This window comes from Vibrio sp. 10N.247.310.24, assembly GCF_041467175.1.
Lineage (GTDB): Bacteria > Pseudomonadota > Gammaproteobacteria > Enterobacterales > Vibrionaceae > Vibrio > Vibrio tasmaniensis_A.
Window position 1 is genome coordinate 1 of record NZ_JBFSUD010000085.1, and the last position, 18,608, is coordinate 18,608.

18 protein-coding genes and 1 pseudogene are annotated in these 18,608 nt (G+C 42.4%); 11 read left to right on the forward strand and 8 right to left on the reverse strand.

Features of this window, described 5'->3' with window-relative positions; all coding sequences use genetic code 11:
• Positions 1-233: 233 nt before the first annotated feature.
• Positions 234-1,229, reverse strand: coding sequence for an AraC family transcriptional regulator (locus tag AB6E08_RS19470; protein WP_017102522.1), 996 nt, complete (start codon positions 1,227-1,229; stop codon positions 234-236).
• Positions 1,230-1,388: 159 nt separating this feature from the next.
• Here AB6E08_RS19470 and AB6E08_RS19475 point away from each other — a divergent pair, with 159 nt between their 5' ends.
• From AB6E08_RS19475 to AB6E08_RS19495, 5 genes are all read left to right on the forward strand, one after another.
• Positions 1,389-2,510: an HlyD family secretion protein gene (locus AB6E08_RS19475; protein ID WP_102257597.1), complete on the forward strand. Its 1,122-nt coding sequence runs from the start codon at positions 1,389-1,391 to the stop codon at positions 2,508-2,510.
• Positions 2,500-3,519 (forward strand): DUF2955 domain-containing protein, encoded by a 1,020-nt coding sequence (locus tag AB6E08_RS19480; RefSeq protein ID WP_371694543.1) that lies wholly within the window; start codon positions 2,500-2,502, stop codon positions 3,517-3,519. Before AB6E08_RS19475 ends, AB6E08_RS19480 begins: the two co-directional genes overlap by 11 nt.
• 22 nt (positions 3,520-3,541) lie before the next feature.
• A complete protein-coding gene (locus tag AB6E08_RS19485) occupies positions 3,542-4,642 on the forward strand; it encodes an AI-2E family transporter (RefSeq protein ID WP_371996081.1) in 1,101 nt (366 codons plus the stop codon).
• Complete coding sequence (locus AB6E08_RS19490; protein WP_017096360.1) at positions 4,643-5,299, forward strand: potassium channel family protein; 657 nt, start codon at positions 4,643-4,645, stop codon at positions 5,297-5,299. It abuts the gene before it with no gap.
• 253 nt (positions 5,300-5,552) lie between these two features.
• Positions 5,553-6,146, forward strand: coding sequence for a hypothetical protein (locus tag AB6E08_RS19495; protein WP_017102526.1), 594 nt, complete (start codon positions 5,553-5,555; stop codon positions 6,144-6,146).
• A gap of 231 nt (positions 6,147-6,377) precedes the next feature.
• Here the strand turns inward: AB6E08_RS19495 and AB6E08_RS19500 are convergent, their stop codons facing one another.
• On the reverse strand, positions 6,378-6,587 hold the full coding sequence (locus AB6E08_RS19500) for a hypothetical protein (protein ID WP_004731601.1): 210 nt from the start codon (positions 6,585-6,587) through the stop codon (positions 6,378-6,380).
• Positions 6,588-7,515: 928 nt separating this feature from the next.
• Between AB6E08_RS19500 and AB6E08_RS19505 the strand changes: the two genes are divergently transcribed.
• From AB6E08_RS19505 to AB6E08_RS19520, 4 genes are all read left to right on the forward strand, one after another.
• Positions 7,516-8,448, forward strand: coding sequence for a siderophore ABC transporter substrate-binding protein (locus AB6E08_RS19505; RefSeq protein WP_029223728.1), 933 nt, complete (start codon positions 7,516-7,518; stop codon positions 8,446-8,448).
• Between the two features lie 99 nt (positions 8,449-8,547).
• Positions 8,548-9,501, forward strand: a complete 954-nt coding sequence (locus AB6E08_RS19510) for an ABC transporter permease (protein WP_371707288.1) — start codon at positions 8,548-8,550, stop codon at positions 9,499-9,501.
• Positions 9,494-10,444 carry an iron chelate uptake ABC transporter family permease subunit gene (locus tag AB6E08_RS19515; RefSeq protein WP_009844853.1) on the forward strand — a complete coding sequence of 317 codons (951 nt, stop codon included), beginning with the start codon at positions 9,494-9,496 and terminating at the stop codon, positions 10,442-10,444. The genes AB6E08_RS19510 and AB6E08_RS19515 overlap by 8 nt, the downstream gene beginning before the upstream one ends.
• Before the next feature lie 12 nt (positions 10,445-10,456).
• Positions 10,457-11,221 carry an ABC transporter ATP-binding protein gene (locus AB6E08_RS19520; protein ID WP_102518562.1) on the forward strand — a complete coding sequence of 255 codons (765 nt, stop codon included), beginning with the start codon at positions 10,457-10,459 and terminating at the stop codon, positions 11,219-11,221.
• Positions 11,222-11,430: 209 nt separating this feature from the next.
• On the opposite strand, the gene AB6E08_RS19525 is transcribed toward AB6E08_RS19520, so the two are convergent.
• From AB6E08_RS19525 to AB6E08_RS19550, 6 genes are all read right to left on the reverse strand, one after another.
• Positions 11,431-12,249, reverse strand: a complete 819-nt coding sequence (locus tag AB6E08_RS19525) for an ETEC_3214 domain-containing protein (RefSeq protein ID WP_017101530.1) — start codon at positions 12,247-12,249, stop codon at positions 11,431-11,433.
• Between the two features lie 9 nt (positions 12,250-12,258).
• Entirely contained in the window at positions 12,259-12,711 is a 453-nt protein-coding gene (locus AB6E08_RS19530) for a hypothetical protein (protein ID WP_017101531.1), read from the reverse strand.
• 9 nt (positions 12,712-12,720) lie between these two features.
• The gene (locus AB6E08_RS19535) at positions 12,721-13,944 is read right to left on the reverse strand and encodes a murein transglycosylase domain-containing protein (protein WP_372065599.1); all 1,224 of its coding nucleotides are present in this window, start codon (positions 13,942-13,944) and stop codon (positions 12,721-12,723) included.
• A gap of 21 nt (positions 13,945-13,965) precedes the next feature.
• Positions 13,966-14,940, reverse strand: coding sequence for an LPP20 family lipoprotein (locus AB6E08_RS19540; protein ID WP_372065596.1), 975 nt, complete (start codon positions 14,938-14,940; stop codon positions 13,966-13,968).
• Positions 14,940-15,587, reverse strand: a complete 648-nt coding sequence (locus AB6E08_RS19545; RefSeq protein ID WP_017102535.1) for a hypothetical protein — start codon at positions 15,585-15,587, stop codon at positions 14,940-14,942. The genes AB6E08_RS19540 and AB6E08_RS19545 overlap by 1 nt, the downstream gene beginning before the upstream one ends.
• A gap of 84 nt (positions 15,588-15,671) precedes the next feature.
• Entirely contained in the window at positions 15,672-17,480 is a 1,809-nt protein-coding gene (locus tag AB6E08_RS19550) for a caspase family protein (RefSeq protein WP_241810869.1), read from the reverse strand.
• Positions 17,481-17,729: 249 nt separating this feature from the next.
• On the opposite strand from AB6E08_RS19550, the gene AB6E08_RS19555 reads away from it, so the two are divergent.
• Positions 17,730-17,864: a hypothetical protein gene (locus tag AB6E08_RS19555; protein WP_017101536.1), complete on the forward strand. Its 135-nt coding sequence runs from the start codon at positions 17,730-17,732 to the stop codon at positions 17,862-17,864.
• Between the two features lie 8 nt (positions 17,865-17,872).
• Positions 17,873-18,553 (forward strand): annotated as a pseudogene (locus tag AB6E08_RS19560) (DHH family phosphoesterase); the annotation flags it as partial.
• Between the last annotated feature and the right edge of the window lie 55 nt (positions 18,554-18,608).

Sequence of the window (18,608 nt, forward strand, 5' to 3'; positions counted from 1 at the left end):
AATGCTTTATTGATTTTATTGTTAATTTATAGACTCATCTAAGCGGAGAAGAGCCTGGTAAGTATCTCTGTCGAGATTGATCCAAGATGGTACTTCGACTTAAAGAGGAGTAAGTATGATTATTTATTTTAGGGTACAAGACGTAGAGGAGCTTTGGGGCGCGATAGATCTAGCGACACTCTTACAAATGGAACTGAGAGGGAGGCCAGGTTGTACTTAGTCCAAAACTACACTTAGTCCAAAATTGAACGTTGGTAAATCTTCGGCGTAAGACCAGACACACGCTTAAACGCCCGAGAAAAGTGAGAGATGTTGGTGTAGCCGAGTTGGCTAGAGATGTAGGTCAGCGTGTGTCCTTCTTCCATCAGCTCACATGCGACTGAAAACATTAGGTTTTCTTTGATTTTTCGATAGGTCGTATTTTCATTTTTGAGTTTGCGTTGAAACGTTCGCACAGAAAAATTGAGCAGTTCAGCCGCTTCTTCAAGTGAGAGATCTTGTTCTTTCATGTAGGGCTTGAGTAGCTCATAAACGCTATCGGTAAAGCTGGTGTGCCACTCAATAAGCGTCGGTTTAGCACTGAGTTCTTTAGAGGTTAGGCGAATTGGGAGTTGTAAGATTTCTTCAGGGATCAGCACAGCCGTCGACGACTGTTCAACAAACAATTGGCAGCTACTTGGCACCAGTGTTTTGACGACATCGATGTCATGTCCTTGCAGACGCACCTTACTAGGCAACCATGGGGATTTGGATAAAATGGTTATTAACTCAATGATATATGTAATTGCAAAAGCTTCTCCCCATTGAAACGTAGGGGAATTGTCTTCGGGTGCAGTTCGGCAAAACCAACTTTGGCCGTGTTCTTGAATAAGCTCGACTTTGCTGCCTGGAGAGTCGTAGGCAAAGATTGAATTTAGGTGTTTCAGCGAATCACCAATGGTTTTAAATTCGGTGAATTGATGCAAGACATTTGGGATGATTCGACGTCGAAATGCGAGTCCTAGAATATCGGTGAACCGAGATACGCCAAGTTGCGCCGATGTGAGGTAAATCAAACGCTTAATGGATTCCGATGGCACAAAATCACTTTCTGATTCGATAAGGTCAGGTGGTAAACCGGAATCTTTAAGCAACATATGTAAATCAAGACCATAGTCAGAAAAAACCTGAACCAGAATTTTAGCGTAGTTCGTCTGAATTACTGGGACTTGGTAGTGACTAGAGGTCATGAGAATACAATCCTGTATATATTGTTGCATTATTAGACGTGCATATCATTTGCAACGTTTTGTTTACTAAATCTAACCCTATTTACTTGAGTTTTCCATTGCTGGGTTTATTTTTAAAGTATTAATTTTGTTGATGTTAGTTATCTAGAAGGGAGCCCCATGTCAGAAGCCAAAGGGAATAAGCAAGAAGCCAATGAAGAAGTTGGCCAGCAAGAAAACGGAAAAGACAAAGTAAGAAAGGTCACAAACTACCTATTGTTGTTTGTTGCATTCATGTTGCTCTTCAGTGTCATTTCAGACCGCATCATCCCTATTACTGATAATGCTCGTGTAAAAGGTTATATCGTTCCAATCAAGCCTGAGGTGTCGGGTAAAGTGCTCGATATACTGGTTCAACCAAACCAACTGGTTAATCAAGGTGACAAGTTAGCTATTTTAGATGAGTCTGATTACAAAATTGCAGTACAACAAGCCGAGCAAAATTTAGAGATTGCAGGCCAAAATGTCGGTGCTCAAACCGCGAGTATTGCTTCAGCGCAAGCGAAACTCACTTCAGCGATTGTTGAAAGACAAAACACCAAGCTACAAGCCAAGCGTGTTTTAGAGATGGCTGATAAAGGTGTGGTTTCTAAATCAGATGCAGATAAAGCGAGAGCCGCATTAGCAACGTCTCGAGCGGCGGTTGTCAATGCAGAAGCTGACCTTGACCGTGCTAAGAAACAAATGGGTAAAGAAGGTCAGGAAAACAGCCAAGTGAAAGCGGCGTTGTTAGCACTTGAACAGGCACAGTTGAACCTAGAGCGCACCGTGATTACAGCACCGACACAAGGTGGCGTTTCTAACTTTAGCCTTTCTGAGGGTTTTTACGCATCAGCAGGTCAACCGATCATGACTTTTGTTTCGACGGAAGATATCTGGATTGAAGCTTATTATCGTGAAAATAGCCTTGGTAACGTAACCGTCGGTGATGAAGTGGAAGTGGCATTGGATTTCGCTCCAGGACAAATCGTGAAAGGGCGAGTGAGTAGCATCGATTGGGGTGTTGATTGGGGACAAAATGATCAAGCAGGTAAGCTTGCTCAAGCTAGCCAACAAACGGGTTGGTTGCGTCAAACACAGATGCTTCCTATCACTATCGAATTTGAACGAGATGAGATGCAAGGCATGCTTCGAGTGGGCGGCCAAGCGGATGTGATTGTTTATAGCGGCGACAACTTTGTGTTCAACGCGATAGGCAAAGTATGGATTCGTCTGATTAGCGTATTGTCTTATGTCCGATAAGCCGATTCCTGACCAACAAACACAGCAACGGATCCTGCGATTTACCGTAGGGGTCACGTTGGCTGTTTTCTTGGCGGCATGGATAAACTGGCCACTTGCGTTTGTGGCGCCAGTGTTCACTGCTAAGTTCTTAATTGATAAACCAAACCTCCATAAGGAAACGGTCTACGAATTGTTATTGGCTGTTGTTGTCACCATGGGGTTAGGTTTATTGCTGTCGCGAGGAATTACCCATTACCCGATCCCATTGCTGATTTTAGTGGGGCTAATGATGCTTTGGGGTTACTACTTGTTTGTAGACCCTAAATGGAACCTTTTCGCCACCATATTGTTGATTGCTGTCTTGATGCTGCCTTTTATGGCGATTGATAACCCCGGAGTCTCTGTATTGTTGGCATCAGGTTTAGCGACTTCTGGTGTAGTGTCGGTGACTATTTTTGCGCTGGTTCATGTCTTCTTCCCTGAACCTAAGTCGGAGTTCTCTGGCTTTGCGTCGGTACCTTTCAATAAGACAGAGCGCTGGTATGCGGCTTTCCGTGCGATGATTATCTCTTATCCCGTTGTGTGCTTTTTCTTTATTTTTCAGATATCTGAAGCATTGTTAACCATGATGTTTATTGCGTTGTTATCGTTAATGATCACTTCAGAAAAATCAGTCAAATTAAGTGCATTTCTGGTGATCAGCAATGGCATTGGTGGCTTGCTTGCGATAGCTGCTTTTTCAATCCTTTCGATTGTTCCGAATATTATCTTCTACTCTTTATTCATAGGCTTGGTCGCTATTGTGATTGCTAAGAAGATCTACACGGTTCCCGAAAAAGCACCGATTTTCGCCACTGCATTTAGTACCTTGCTAGTACTTGTCGGTAGCACATTGATGAGCTCCGGCGATATCGATAGCAACACTTTTATTCGCATATTCCAATTATTGCTAATTGGCATATATATGATTTTGGCCTCTTTATTCCTAGAAACTCGGAATTGGAAGTTTCTACAAAATCAGCATTAATTTTGTCTAACAAGGACGTCTCATGAAGTTAACCGACGATTTTTCAAAACAGGCGATAGACGCTGCCATCAAAATTGCAGCGATTGCTATGCTCGTCTACTGGTGTTTTGTGATTTTACGCCCATTCATTCTATTGGTTATTTGGGGGGCGATCATTGCGACTGCGCTCTATCCAGTTGCTGTCGCGATTTCAAATAAGACGGGAATGTCGAAAGGAAAAGCCAGTGCATTGCTTAGCTTTATTGGTGTGATTCTTCTGTTTATTCCTTTGGCGGCGCTTTCCTCTGGTATCTACACCAGCGCTTCTGATCTGATGACAGGGCTTCAAGATGGCACATTGTCATTACCTAAACCGAAAGAGTCTTTACAAGATATTCCGTTCATTGGGGAGAAGGTATATTCAACCTTAGTAGCTGCCTCCAATAATATTGAAGGCACGTTCATAAAGTATGCTGACGAACTGAAACAGTTTGCGACGAAAGCTGCTTCTGTTTTAGGCTCTCTCGGCGGTGGGTTTATTCAGTTTATTATTTCTACCATCATTGCTGGCGCATTTATGAGTAACGCCGATAAGTGCCAAACAGGGGTCACTCACTTAGTGGCTCGCCTAACCGATGGTAAAGGTGAAGAGTTGGTACAGTTATCTAAATCAACGGTACGTAGTGTCGTGCAGGGTGTGATAGGTGTTGCTGTGATTCAATCCATTATGTCAGCAATTGGTTTAGTGATTGCTGGCGTTCCTGCGGCTGCGTTTTGGGCATTAGCTGTTCTGCTCATTGCTATTATCCAACTTCCGCCGATTCTTGCTTTATTGCCTGCAATTATTTACATGTTCAGTGTTGAATCGACGCTAGCGGCGAGCCTGTTCTTAGTGTGGTGTATTTTGGTCAGTGGCAGTGACGCTATTTTGAAACCGATGCTATTGAGCCGCGGCTCTCATATCCCAATGTTGGTTATTCTACTGGGTGCATTGGGCGGAATGGCGATGTCAGGAATCGTTGGTCTGTTTGTTGGTGCAGTTATACTGAGTTTAAGCTATGAGCTGATGATGGCATGGCTTGGACTTGAAGAGAAAAACCAAGAAGAAACTGAGAAAAAACCAGCAGAGGCAGAGGAAAAATAGATGAAGCCAGTCTCTAAAGACGACAACTTCTACTTCTTATTCTATGCACTGTTGGTGTTGTTTTTTGGTTGCGCGGTGATGCAGCAGTTTTATCCGCAAGGTCAAAAGACCATTCTGTTTTTGATCATTATTACTTTGGCTGTTTCGATAGTGGGAATACATAAAGAGCGAGCCTTGTATCGCTCTTGGTATGGTCTGCTATTGATAACCGCTACGGTGTCGGGGGTATTCTCGTTTTTGGAGGACTATAACCTTTCGATAGTGACGTTAACGGCATTGGCGGTGTTTCTGTTCTCACATATTTATTCCGCTCTCAAACAGGTAATGAAAGCAAAGACGGTGACGCCCAATCACATTATTGGTTCTATCTGTATTTACTTGTTGTTAGGGTTCGCTTGGTCGACTATCTACTTGTTGATTTTAGAAATCTTCCCTAATGCATTTAACGGGTTAGAAGAGCAAATCTGGCTTACCAACTTGTTCAATGCGATGTACTTTAGCTTTATCACCTTGACCACGGTTGGCTATGGCGACATATCACCGGCTTTGCCTATTGCTCAATTCTTTGTGTTCATGGAGTCCATTATCGGCAGTTTCTATTTAGCCATCATGGTCGCGAGCTTGGTGAGCATCCGACTTGCGCAGTCTCAATCTTAAGTGCAATCTTTTTCATTTAAGTACCTGTATAAGTTAGAAGTCTGTTTTGTTGGAACAGGTGTAGTATGGATTTTAATCGATGATCAGTTTTACCATTTAACGCCATATGGATTAATAAGTAACCAAAAGATAACGTATTGAGAGAATTTAAGTACGCACCTAGATATAACCTATCAAGTTACCGAAAAAACGAGGTTATATAGTGGTATGATCGCGGGCTCAGCACTATAAGTGATAAAGAATAGGAAACAGAATGACTCACCTTACCGATCAGCAAGAAGCTGCAATGGCGACGTTTAAGGAAAACTTACACCTTCCAAATGGTGGTTTTCATAAACTGATTATCGATCTAAGTAAGGAATATCAGCTGCCTTTTCAAAAGGTGCGTGCGGTTTTAAAGAAAGCTCAAAAAGGTGTTGAACGACAGATACGAGAAGACTTTAACAGTGTTGATGACACAGTACTGAGCCAAGAGAATTGGGTGAACATTATTAAGTCGAAGCTTGTTGAGTTAGCGGAAGAAAACCAAACGGTGATGGATAAGCTGCAACAAAACCTGAAGTATCAAAAAGTGTTGTCGGCAACCAATGGTTCAATCGCAAGTGAAAACGAGCGTGACGAATTGATTGAAGAGTTGATTCAAGCTTATGAGAAAGAGGTGTTCAAACCTTTACTGGCGATGCTGCATACGACAAAGCTGTATTGGAAGTTAATGCTGGTGGATGAGACATGTAAGATGAATGAGGAAAATCGTGAGAAGTTCAGTGACTACCCTCAACACATGCAAGCTGCAGAACACTTATATACTCTTGATCAAAAGTTAAGGTCGATGCCGTTAACTTATTAGTCCATGAATGCACTGATAATGACTCATTGGTGATTCAGAGTTTGATATAAGTTGGTTTCAATAGAAGCACGATAACCTAGCTAGCGTTAGCCGCGTGTGAAATGCAAAAAGGGCTAGGTTTCTGATCTGTTTTACTTCTACTCTATTTTGTTCTGCTAGAGCGAATTGAGGGTGACATCTTTTACATCTTTGGGACTAGACGGTGTTTCTTTCTGTAGCCTATGGGAAATGCTATAGGAGTGTGAAATGTCCTAGGGTGTTTCCGTTGCCTGAAACGATAGTTCCGATGCTTTCTCGTTCATTAAATTCAAAGTCGATGAGATAACTATGATGTTGTAGCTTGGGCAATATGTGGCGGTGGAGTATATCGCTATTGAGCTGTCGAATCTCGGTGACCCATGAAATCTCTTCTTTGTGTAAGTCTATTTTAATCTTGAGCATTTATTACCTTTTAGTTTATTGACTGTTTTTTCGCGTGATAGTTGGTACCAATGGGTTTGTCTTGTTGTTCTGCGTGACATAACTGTGCCTTGTGTTTATTACATTTATATTTAATAAGTCGATCTATTTTGAATTCGCTAAAAAGAAAGCAAATGACGAATAGAACGGTAGTGGGATCTGATTTAAAAGCTATTGAATGACTATCTAGGTGAAAGCTGACGCAGAGATGGTGTAACGAGGAATCGAGAACTGTCTATGTGGAACTTGGACTTACTTTAGCATTAACAGCTCTATAGATTAGAGCCAGGTGGCGAACTTTACGCCTAGTTTTTTTAATTTGCAACCCTATTTTAAACTAAATTCAAAAATATTTTTGAGTGATTTGTCATCGCTTACTGAAGGTTAAATGAGCGAAGGTCAGGGGGCTTACCATGATGCCTGAGTGATGTTTGGCTTTGCACCGCTTCGTATTCTTTGTCATTGGTGGTTTCAATTGAGTTATTAGCTTAGTGGTAGTTAAGTCTCTGTTATACGTAGCCTTTATATTGTAAATTACAATCCATGACTCTGGGGCTTAGGGTTGTAATTACAGGGCTTTCGGGCACTTTTCCCCATCAGTTTTTTCTTCAGATTGATGATCATTTTCCTCTTCGCGCTTTTTGCTATTTTTGATTCCTAATATCTCTCCCGACTACGCAAAACATGAATACTCACTTTTACATTTCTGAATAATAAAGTTGTTGTGTCGCTAATTTAACGCAAATATAATTGATAATAGTTCTCACTTGCGTTACAAGTTTGTTGTCAAAGCAATGACAGACTTTAAATTATCGTTATTTAGCCGTTGTGTACGCCCCATGCTCATCTATGAGTAATGTGACTTTTATTGTCATGAGTGGTGGTTTGTATCCATGGCAAAGGAAGACACATGAAGAAAACAATCAATTCAGTTCGCCAGTTATTGGGTGGGCTTGCTATCGCTCTTGCATCATCATTGATAATGACCGCTCAAGCGGAAACAATCACTATTGAACACGTAAAGGGCACGGTGCAGTTTACCGAAGTACCACAGCGCGTTGTAGTACTTGGCTTTGGTAGCTTGGATGTGCTTGATCAGATTGGTATACAGCCAGTTGGCGCGCCTCACAGCCTAATGCCTGACTATCTAGCTTCGTACAAAGATACGACGGCAAATACGGGCTCATTGAGTGAACCTGATTTTGAAGCTATCTACATGCTGAAGCCTGACATCATCATTGCCGAAAACCGTATGCTTAAGGTTTACGATCAACTAGCAAAAATAGCTCCGACCATCATGTTCTCTATTGAAGGTGACAAATACTGGGCTGATGCTCAGCAAAACTGGCGCGCGCTAGGCAAGCTCTTTGGTAAGCAAGCTAAAGTAGAAGCGCTCATTAAAGAGACTCAAGCTTCTATCACGGCGGTTAACGACAAAGTCGCGTCTGACGAAACGTCAGCAATGATGCTAATGAACAACGGCAACAACATTGCGATGTTCAATAAGGGCAGTCGCTTCTCAATCATCTTTGATGACTTTGGCTTTGTGGAGTCAAAGAGTGCGACAGTAGCTCCGATTAAAGGGAATCACGGCAATCTAATCTCGTTTGAATATATTGCTGACGCAAAACCTGAAGTGCTTTACGTGCTTGACCGCGAAAAAGCGATCGGTAAGTCAGAAGGGCGCGCACAACAGCTGTTTGACAACCCACTGGTTGCAGCAACACCTGCAGCGCAGCAAGGCAACATCGTTTACCTTGATTCAAGTGCTTGGTATCTGGTAGGTGGCGGCGTAACAGCGATTCACAGAATGCTTGGCGACATTGAACGTACGATTCAATAGTTACTAGTCATCAGATTCTCGGGCTTATAAGAGTGTTCTTATAAGCCCTTTTTCACTTTTTTATACGGTCTCCCCGATCCTACCTTTAGTATTACTTCTATGTTGAAACCCATTGCAGCTGCTGTATTTCTTGTTGTGTTATGCGTTGCGTCATTAATGATTGGAGTCGCTGAGATCAGTTTTAGCGATTTTTTCAATGGCAACCAACACGCCAACTCTATTTATGTTGTTAGTCGGATCCCTCGACTGTTCGCGATTGTGCTTGCCGGTGCCGGCTTGAGTGTTGCTGGCTTGATAATGCAACAGATTGTTCAGAATAAGTTTGCTGCACCTTCTACGATGGGCACGATTGATTGCGCCATGTTGGGGTACATCGTCGGTATTCTGGTGCTGGGTAATGCCGCTCAATGGAGCTACTTAGGCTTTATCTTTGCGTTTGCGGTGTTAGGCACTATGCTATTGGTCCGCTTTCTACAACACTTGAAGTTCAAGAATGCGGTGTTGGTACCTTTGATTGGCATCATGTATGGCAACGTTGTCTCATCTCTAACAACCTTTATCGCTTACAAATACGATTTAGTACAAACCATGTCGGCTTGGACGATGGCGAACTTTGCGAGTGTATTGCAAGGCAGCTATGAAATCCTTTACCTCGCGGTTCCTGCATGTGTGTTGGCTTATTACTTTGCGAGTCAGTTCAGTGCGGCAAGTATTGGTGAAAGCTTCGCAAAAAACATTGGCCTCAATTATCAGAAGATCGTCTTCATTGGTGTTGCATTGGTTGCTATCTGCGCCTCTTCAGTGGTGATGATCGTTGGTGTTATCCCATTTCTTGGCCTTATCGTGCCGAATATCGTGTCGTTGATGATGGGCGATAACATGAAGAAAATTCTGCCTTGGACAGCCTACTGGGGCGTGATCTTGGTATTGGCCTGCGACTTGTTGGCTCGAGTCGTTATCTTCCCTTACGAGATTCCAATTTCAATGGTAATCAGTGTCTTTGGCGGCTTGATTTTTATCTACCTGATCATGAGAGACAAGTCGAATGCGTGATTCAGTAAAAATTGCGATTCTGGCTATCGCGTCTTTGGGTATGGCGGCAGTATTTGTGGGGCAGGGACTTACGTGGGATAACTACGAGTTCTTCTTGTCTTTGCGACTACCCAAACTGCTGTCGATTGTGTTGGCTGCGGTGGCGATTTCTGCATCGTCATTGGTTTTCCAAACCATCACTAATAATCGAATTCTAACCCCATCCATCTTGGGCTTTGACAGTCTGTATATGCTGGTTCAAACGGTGCTTCTGTTTGTGTTTGGCAGTACCAGTTTCTGGGTGATTGATTCAATCGCAAACTTTTCATTGTCTGTGACTGTGATGATCTTGTTCTCGTTTGCGCTGTTCCATTTTTACTTCAAGAGCAAGCGAAATAACGTATTTACGCTGTTATTGATTGGTATTGTGTGCGGCAGCGTATTCTCAAGCTTGGCTAACTTCCTTGCGATGTTGATTGACCCGAACGAGTTTGCCGTGCTGCAAAATGTGATGTTCGCGAGCTTCAATAACGTGAAAGGTGAACTGGTTTACCTCAGCCTTATTCCACTGGGTTTGAGCTTGCTTGGCCTGTGGTTGTTGGCTCCCAAGCTTGATGTGCTTTGGCTTGGTATTGATAACGCAACAAGCTTGGGTGTGAACACCAAGCGACTGACTCAGATTACTTTGGTGATTGTGTCAGTGATGGTCGCGGTATCGACTGCTTTGGTTGGCCCTGTGTTGTTCTTTGGTTTAATCACCGTGAGCTTAGCTCGTCAGATATTCAAATCTTATCAACATCGTGTGCTTATCATCGCGAGCAGTTTGTTAGCGGTCGTTCTATTGGTTTCAGGCCAATGGTTCATTGAAAAAGTAATGGCGTTTGAAACCACTGTGAGCGTGATCATTAACTTGGTCGGCGGTTTGTATTTTATGTTCTTGTTGTTACGCACCAGAATTCAGTAAAGGTAATAAGTAGTGATTAAATTAACAGGTTTGAGTAAGAAGTATGGCAAGACACTTGTGGTGGATGATGCCAGTGCCATGTTCCCGAAAGGGGAAGTGACTTCTATCATTGGCCCAAATGGTGCGGGTAAAAGTACGCTGCTTTCTATGGCGAGTCGCTTAACCGAAAGTGATGCGGGCGAGGTCGTTATTGGCGATAAATTACTGGCTGAATGGGATACCAAAGAGCTTGCGAAGCACCTTGCTGTGTTAAGGCAATCAAACAACATCAATATGCGATTTACGATTCGTGAGCTGGTCTGTTTTGGGCGTTTCCCACATTCTCAAGGCCGCTTGAAAGACGAAGATCATAAGATCGTCGATACGGCGTTAGAGCACCTTGGTATTACCGATATTCAAAACAAATACCTTGATGAGCTGAGTGGTGGTCAACGTCAAATGGCGTTCATCGCGATGGTTGTGGCACAAGATACGGATTATGTGTTCTTGGATGAGCCACTAAACAACCTAGATATTAAACACTCGGTTGAAATCATGCAGACGCTACGTCGCCTAGCGCATGAGTTTAATAAGGCGGTGGTTATTGTGATTCACGACATCAACTTTGCTTCTTGTTACTCAGATAACATTGTCGCGATGAAGAGGGGCCAAGTAGTTAAGTCGGGCAAGGTCTCTGAAGTGGTTGAAAAGTCAGTGATGGAGTCGATCTACGAGATCCCATTTGAGATTCGTGAGTTCGATGGTGTTCGAATCTGTATGTATTATTCAGGTCGTTAGGTTGCTGGTTCGCTAGCCTGCTTAAATCCCTAGTTACCGAAATGAGAAGAGCTCCTACACTATGAGGAGCTCTTTTTTTCTCTATGTATAGCTGATTTTTAAGACTTGCTCAGTTTTAGCAAACTCAATGAGTTCATCAATGTACGTAGAGCTAACCGAATCAGATATACACATTACTGGATACCGATTATCAATGACCAACGCTGCTGTTAATCAGTGATCAATTCATATTCAAGTTTGGTAAGAATTGCAGGGGCGAGTGATTCTAAATCGACCGTCGTATACCCATAAAAGTTTGGCCTGATTTCACTACGTAGTTTAGTTAGAGAATCTTTTGTATTCTCTTCCATCATCAATTTGTCATTAAAATCAGCGAGTAACTTGAGTTGTTGCGCAGAGAGAGGGGATAGGTATTCGCTGTAACCACCGACAGAGCTGTATAACAGTTCATAGCGACCACCTTCTGCTTCTTCAATGTAATAATTCCCTGAACGCGCAATATTGGATATGGCAGCATGTTCTGTTGTTGAGTTAACGAAGTTGGTTTCCAAATAAGTGGCGCTGCCTGCGTGGTAGTTCACATCAGCGACAAACCCCGGTTTAGGGAAAATGAGAAAAGCATCTATTGTGTCGTTGGATGTTATTGCAGAAAGAATAAACTTACTGTCTTTGTAGTATTTTATCTGTACCTCACCATTCGACATCTTGGTATAAACCGGAGATCCAAATGTCTCTTCTAAAATGCCACTGGAAGCGCGAATATAGACTTTAGAAAGGCGCTCGTTAGATGGAGCATCTGAAAAGTTAGAAATTAAGAGGTCCCAACCTTTGCTTCCCATATCAATAGCATCGTTGAACTGACCTCCTGCGATGATCAGCGCAATGATGGCAAGGATAGAGTTTGGTGTCTTCTCTCTCATTATTTCAAGAAAATCTTTTTGATCTTCATTGGGAGCTTGTTGAGTTAAAGACACGTCTTCTTCTGGTGCTGTTTTATCAACAGATGAAGGTAGAGCTTGTTCTGACATGATAAAACCTTATTCAGCAACAACTTGAGGTGCTCGTGCAACCACACGGGTACATAAATATTCTTCGACATCTTTTTCTACAGAAACGCTTTCTGTTACCCAGGTAAACTTCATTAGTTGGTTGGTTAGTTGTTTTGTGGTCGATTTAGCGGTTACGGTTGTAGTCACAACATTGTCTTTACGATCGGCTGTTACAATCTTCTTTTTCTCCGAGGTTCGATTTGTATCGAGCTCTTTTTGCACCATGGCTTCGAGAGATGCGGCTAGCGATGCTCTCGCCTCCATTGAAGCGATGTCCATATCAAGCGTCATGTCTCCCATACTTTCAACACAAGCAACGCCTGCGATTAAGCCTTCAGGCAAATCAAATTGTGGGTTCATGCGCCAACTAGGAAATTCGGAGTTAGCGGCTGCTTGAAATGACAATGTAGTAATTGCAGCGATAATTAGAGTCTTTTTCATGTTTTATCCTTAAATCATATTCTTTTCGTAATTAACTTCTGCTTTACTTACTTTTTTCAAGTAGTTACGAGTTTCCGCAGCAGAATGCTTTCGTTGGATAGTTTGGAATACTTGTTGTGGTTCAAGCTGGTTAATATTCTTGATTGCAACTGAGCGTTTGCCACCGAAAATATGATAGATTGGCCCCATGCCTCCGTTGTAAGCCGCTGTTATGCAGTACTTTAAGCTCTCTTCATTGGTAACGCCTTTGAAGTAGCGAGAGCGCAGTAAGTGCAAATAAGCGGTACCGACCTCAATGTTTTTTTCGGGGTCGAATAAGTATTCTTTATTCAGTAACTGTTGTTCACCAAATAGGAAGTTTGTCGCATCTAATCCTGCGGAACTTGGGACAATTTGCATCAGGCCAAAGGCAGGAACATGTGAGGTTGCTGTAGGATCGAAAGCGCTTTCTGTTTTGATGATAGACAGTATAAATTCAGGCTCAAGTTTGTATTTTTCTGCGTAAACTTCAACGGTATCAAAAAAGCGTTGTTCTTTACGATTAAGCCAACTTGGCGGAAAAGAAATAACGGCTTTGAGAACGGTATTGCCTTTACTGTCTTTGGCTTTGGTCACGGCCACAGTTTCAAGAGCCTTGTCTAACTCTTGAGCCTGAACCTTTGGTGTTTCGGAAACGGGTAAGAATGTCTTGTCACTGAGTTTCTCAACATTTGTTGCTTCAATCAGTTCAGAGGTATAAGCATCGGCTTGTTGGGCTTCGCCTATGGTCAGCTGAGACGTGCGCACGATCTCTTCTTTGAGTTCTTCTATTGAGGTTGTTTCACCTGCAATAGTGGTGACTTGAATCGTATTTTTCTCGAAGTTAACTTCACGCTTTATTTGTAGAGAGGGGCTGTAGCTGACCCACTTAAATTGGTCGCTAAAGGTAGGATTATCCCAAGATTCTGAAACTTTGATTTTAAACTTATCAAACTCTTGTTGAGCTTGTGCCACATATTGATCGAATTCGCAGTTTTTTTGCACTTTGTAAAGATCAAATTGGGCTTCACTGCAGAGTTTGTATTTTTCAAACTCATCTTTCGCTTCAAAAGGTTGATTGACAAAATGTTCGACGCTAGGGCAACTTTGTTCGGTAATTGAAAGTTCACACGCTTGCTGCAGCGTATCTGCAGATGCCCATCCACTAGAGAGCAGTATTGCTAAAGGGGATAGCTGGCAAATTATTTTCTTCATATCTGTTCCTTGACCGAGGGATTAACCATTCTCTATCGAGAGTCGTTCCATGACAAAATCACAGTGCTCGAAATAGTTCAGGATCAATCCAAACCCTGGGGTGTCTGTTGATAAACGCGATTCATCCAATCGCTCAAATCGAGAGGTGTCAATTTTTGTAGGGCAGAGCAATGCTATGTTGGTATCGTAGGTCTCTTGTCCATTGTTTAGCAGTGCTTCGATGCCGTCATACTTGTTTCTATCTGGAAACTCGATAGAGTCGCCATCTGTAACTTGATGGTTTTCAACTAACACGCCTGTACTGCCATCTTCATAAACTTGAAACAAAGAGAGATAACCCGCTTGGTTTGAGTTGAGTTGAATAAAGTAATGGTCGCCAGCATTGAGTCGTCGCTTGGATGAGTGAATCTTTATACTTTCATCTGAATAGTTGAAAAATAGGTGGTTATACTTTGCTTCCGGTAGTATTAACTGGCCACTACTGTTGGAAAGCATCCAGCCTCCAGCAAACCGCTCGATATCTATATCCGGCAGACATTGGTGTTGTTCCACCCAGTTTTTTAGCATGGTCGTTGTTGACCAGTATGGGTGTAATTCACTGTGACATTGTGATTTCTTTAACCAAGTAGAGAGCTTTTGTGCAAATGACTCGGGGTCATATTGAACTTGAACATAAAACTGGTTTTGCGATTTTTCACTGTTGATAATGGTGACGTTGTTTCGGAAAACCACATTGGATATGGACTCTTTATGAGAAGCCGCAGATTTTTTCAACTCGCCATTTTCGAAGGTTTTAGTACTGGTGGTCTTACTGACTATTCGGTTTTCAACACTTTTAGCCAGATCATGATAAGCCGCGTCTTTGGCTTGTTGATAAGTGTTGCCTTTGCCGAACCCATAGCTCAAGGTTGAGTCTGATGGCACCTCCCCGTACCAAGACGGGGAAGCGAAAGCACAAGCACTCGACAGGGAGATGATTAGCGCTAGTATTTTCATTAGTCTTCCGGTTGTGGTTCTGGCGCAGAACGAAGGCTCCAACTAGCATTTGGTTCTCCTTTAGAGCTGTACCTTACTAGTGAAATCATTTTCCCTGATTGAGCTGCACTAATTAAATCATCACCAGATACAACACCATAATTAAGCGCGGAAGCATTTTTTAGAACCTCTTTAAAACCATCGGCATTGGCTGCTAGCTCATTATTTTTTAAAGGACCACTCATTACTTGCCCTCCAGCAGAAGAGCTGTGTGAATAGCCGTTTTGAGTTTGGATACTCCATATTTGTCGCCCGTCAGCCCCAATAGATGGCCCATCGATATACCAACTACGGCCCCTACTATCAGAGTAATGCCCTGATATCAGTTGATTCGCACTTGCAAAAGCTACGGATTTTACAGAACTCATGTTTTTGAACACAAGATTACCGTTTTTGTCGGCTGCAAATTGAGCGCTCATGTCAAAGAACTGGGTTTGTCCCGTATCTTTGTTGGTTACTGGAACTCGCAGCATGGTGACTTGATTACCAGCACCTTGGAAATGAGCTCCTTGGAAAGCGATATCTAGATTCGAGTTTTCTACATCTGCAGCGAAGGCTGTTGATGAGATTAGAAGAGCGGATGTTGCTAAAAGTGTTTTCTTAAACATGGATATAAGCCTTAATCAATGTTTCAAATATGTTGTAAATTGAAATAGTTTTAAAAGTGGTACGATCTTAAAAGAGACACGCTCTTAAAGTGACATAGTCTGGTTACCGGTAATTGTTGGATGTTGACGTTTTAAATCCCCCATCTCAAAAGAGGCAGATTTCACTTTGTCATAAACATCTTGATAAAGCGTATTCACATCTTTGTTTCCCTCGATCATTGATTTCATGAGGTAGTAACTAAACAGGCGATGACCTTTTTCTTGGTACATATTGGAATACTCTTTATCGCGTCCCGCGGTGATCACGACCATACGCTCAGGATCGATACTGACTGTTTTCGGTGCCAGTCTGGAGGCGGCAACCCCTTTGATGACCGATACACCATCAGTCGCTCCACTGAAACAACTGTCAACCATAACGACTATCTTGCCTGCTTTGCTGCTAGACAGTGTTTTGTAGAGGTTATCGAGTTTGAAGAACTCATCATCAGTTATGTAGTCAGGGATCTTATCTTGCGGGAGAATGTAAGGATCATTATCGGGAATCGCAGGGATACCGTGTCCACTGTAGTAGAAGTAAACCGTATCGCCTTCATCGACGTTGTCTAACATTAAACGTAACTTATCTTTAATCGCACCACTGGTTGCGTCACGGTCAATGAGCTCGTAGACGTGCCTTTCTGGAACACCCAGAACTTTTGTCGCGACGTCAGACATGACTTCACCACTGCTGCGCGCAAAGGCTACTTGATCTGAATTTGCGTAATCTTCTATAGATAGGTTGAAGAACCAGTTGGATGAATTACTTTCCACAGGCACAAAGCCATTAAGTAGTTGCTTCAATTCATCAGAGGCGGTGTTGTCCGTTGCCGAGAGGCGTGAATCGACTTCAAACGCATCGATTAAGTTAGGGTTTTGCATCTCTAGCCCTGGAGTCGCGGCACTGCTTGGGCCACTGTTAAGAACCACACTCAGAGCTTCGGGCTGATAATTACTTTTAGCCACATCTCCTGAGAACATTACGTCATTGTAGTTGCCTTTTATATTTACGAGCTCTAGTTGATTCTCGTCATAAGAGTAGGTGAGTGCGAGGTCAAGGTTATCGATATTGCTGAAGACATCACGCGCCTGCTCAAGAGGTACATTTAGAATAATGTCTCGCTGATAGTTTTGATTTGACGCTTTAAACAACAGGTGCATTTGCTGGTTTTCAGCATCATAACTCTTTGTTGTGACGACCGGCTTACCCATTACATCTCTAAAAGCCTTAGCAACGAGTCGAGTTTTTTGCACGCCCAAGTTGCCCTTTCGAGAGTCTGCCCCTTCTTGTAGGACTCGAATTTTGGCATTTCGAGCTTCTACTTGTTGACGGTATTTAAGTTGTATAGCGGCTATCTGTTTTTGTCGTTCTATTCGCAATTTTTCGACGCGTTGATCAAATTGAGTTTTGGTTTCAAATTGATCTTTGACGATTTCTGGCGCTTTGGGCAGATCAGGCTCTCGAACTGGTGGTGGGATGTCTGAGCTGCTCAATGTGGTGTGTTGTACTTCGTATAAAGATGCGACAGCACCAACCAATGACATTGGGTCGTCAGATTGTATACATCCGATAGAACTCGTCATGTATTGTTGTTCGGTAGAGGACTCTTTTCCTGCAAATAGGTCAACATTATTGCTTGCTTTTTTTTGCCCGCTGCGAGTGATGACCTTGCCATTCAGCGAAATAGGAGCATCAACTTGCAGCTCTCCGCCAAGTTGCCAAATATCAGGATTAGATGAACATACAGTTCCCTGTTTAGAGTGTGAAAATTCAAATTGATTGTCAGCGTTAGCAAAACTAAGAGTTGGTGCTAGCGCAAATAGCATACCTGTGACAATTCTATTCCGTGTCATTAGATAAGTCTTCCGTATGGCCGTAGTGTCAGATGAGCTCAAGACCATATAATCTAGTTGAATATCACTCAATAGCGCATCAATCGCAATGAGATATAAGTCAATGTTTGTTTTGTTAAATGTGAGCAAGTTTTAGTTAATTTGGGAGGAGTGTTTCTTAATTAGCTTCTATTTGAGAGGCTTAGGAGGGTGTTGTTCTTACTTATAGAGCTCAATTGATTCGCTTTATTTATAGATGGTGGTGTTTTTATGTTAAAAATTATTGCTCTTCTCTTAATCGCTATCGGCGTTTTTATTGGAATTCAATATGGAGATGAGATGGTTAGTCAATTGGATAGTGGTACTGAAACTGTTCTCAATACAATAGAAAAGCTCAAAGGTTAAGGTGAAGTATGTCTATTTTCTCATTTGACGATTTTCTGGAACGCCTAAAGGACTGTGAACGAATCATCATTCAAGCTCATGACTTTCCTGATCATGATGCGGTAGGCTCCGCTTTTGCTCTCGCTTATTTACTTAGGAAGAAGGGCTTTAAACCCCTCATTACCTATCAAGGCTTTATTGACCGTGTTTCTTTACATAATTTGATTGGGTGGCTTGATATTCCCATTGTTAAGTCACACCGATTAGATCTAAAACCCAATGATAAAATCATTGTTGTGGATGGCTGTATTGGTGAAAAAAACGTTACTGATTTACCTGGTATAGAAGTTGGTGTGATCGATCATCATCAGGTTATAGCACCCAGTTTCGTTTGGTTTTCAGATATTCGACCTAACTATGGCGCAACAGCTTCCATTATGGTTGAGTACTTTAATCATTACGATCTGCCTATTCCAGAGCGCGTAGCAACGGCTTTACTTGTTGGATTAACGTTCGATACGGCAAATTTTACCCGAGCAATGAACAAAGCTGATATCAAAGCTCTCTTTCAACTCCAAAGCTGTGCCGATATGAATATGGTAAATCGTATTTGTCGCAATCAAATCGAATATCAAGAATTGAAGTTATTTGATTCCATGTTTGAAGCTATTAGGAAAGACGGCAATTGTGCATTTGGCAGCTTACCAGAAGCCCTATCTGGCAGGGTAGTTGTCACTGTTAAAATTTAACCAGTTTGGGCGATAA

Coding starts and splice junctions, on each gene's coding strand:
- AB6E08_RS19470 (WP_017102522.1), bottom strand. CDS start 1,229: ATGACCTCTAGTCACTACCAAGTCCCAGTAATTCAGACGAACTACGCT.
- AB6E08_RS19475 (WP_102257597.1), top strand. CDS start 1,389: ATGTCAGAAGCCAAAGGGAATAAGCAAGAAGCCAATGAAGAAGTTGGC.
- AB6E08_RS19480 (WP_371694543.1), top strand. CDS start 2,500: ATGTCCGATAAGCCGATTCCTGACCAACAAACACAGCAACGGATCCTG.
- AB6E08_RS19485 (WP_371996081.1), top strand. CDS start 3,542: ATGAAGTTAACCGACGATTTTTCAAAACAGGCGATAGACGCTGCCATC.
- AB6E08_RS19490 (WP_017096360.1), top strand. CDS start 4,643: ATGAAGCCAGTCTCTAAAGACGACAACTTCTACTTCTTATTCTATGCA.
- AB6E08_RS19495 (WP_017102526.1), top strand. CDS start 5,553: ATGACTCACCTTACCGATCAGCAAGAAGCTGCAATGGCGACGTTTAAG.
- AB6E08_RS19500 (WP_004731601.1), bottom strand. CDS start 6,587: ATGCTCAAGATTAAAATAGACTTACACAAAGAAGAGATTTCATGGGTC.
- AB6E08_RS19505 (WP_029223728.1), top strand. CDS start 7,516: ATGAAGAAAACAATCAATTCAGTTCGCCAGTTATTGGGTGGGCTTGCT.
- AB6E08_RS19510 (WP_371707288.1), top strand. CDS start 8,548: ATGTTGAAACCCATTGCAGCTGCTGTATTTCTTGTTGTGTTATGCGTT.
- AB6E08_RS19515 (WP_009844853.1), top strand. CDS start 9,494: ATGCGTGATTCAGTAAAAATTGCGATTCTGGCTATCGCGTCTTTGGGT.
- AB6E08_RS19525 (WP_017101530.1), bottom strand. CDS start 12,249: ATGTCAGAACAAGCTCTACCTTCATCTGTTGATAAAACAGCACCAGAA.
- AB6E08_RS19530 (WP_017101531.1), bottom strand. CDS start 12,711: ATGAAAAAGACTCTAATTATCGCTGCAATTACTACATTGTCATTTCAA.
- AB6E08_RS19535 (WP_372065599.1), bottom strand. CDS start 13,944: ATGAAGAAAATAATTTGCCAGCTATCCCCTTTAGCAATACTGCTCTCT.
- AB6E08_RS19540 (WP_372065596.1), bottom strand. CDS start 14,940: ATGAAAATACTAGCGCTAATCATCTCCCTGTCGAGTGCTTGTGCTTTC.
- AB6E08_RS19545 (WP_017102535.1), bottom strand. CDS start 15,587: ATGTTTAAGAAAACACTTTTAGCAACATCCGCTCTTCTAATCTCATCA.
- AB6E08_RS19550 (WP_241810869.1), bottom strand. CDS start 17,480: ATGACACGGAATAGAATTGTCACAGGTATGCTATTTGCGCTAGCACCA.
- AB6E08_RS19555 (WP_017101536.1), top strand. CDS start 17,730: ATGTTAAAAATTATTGCTCTTCTCTTAATCGCTATCGGCGTTTTTATT.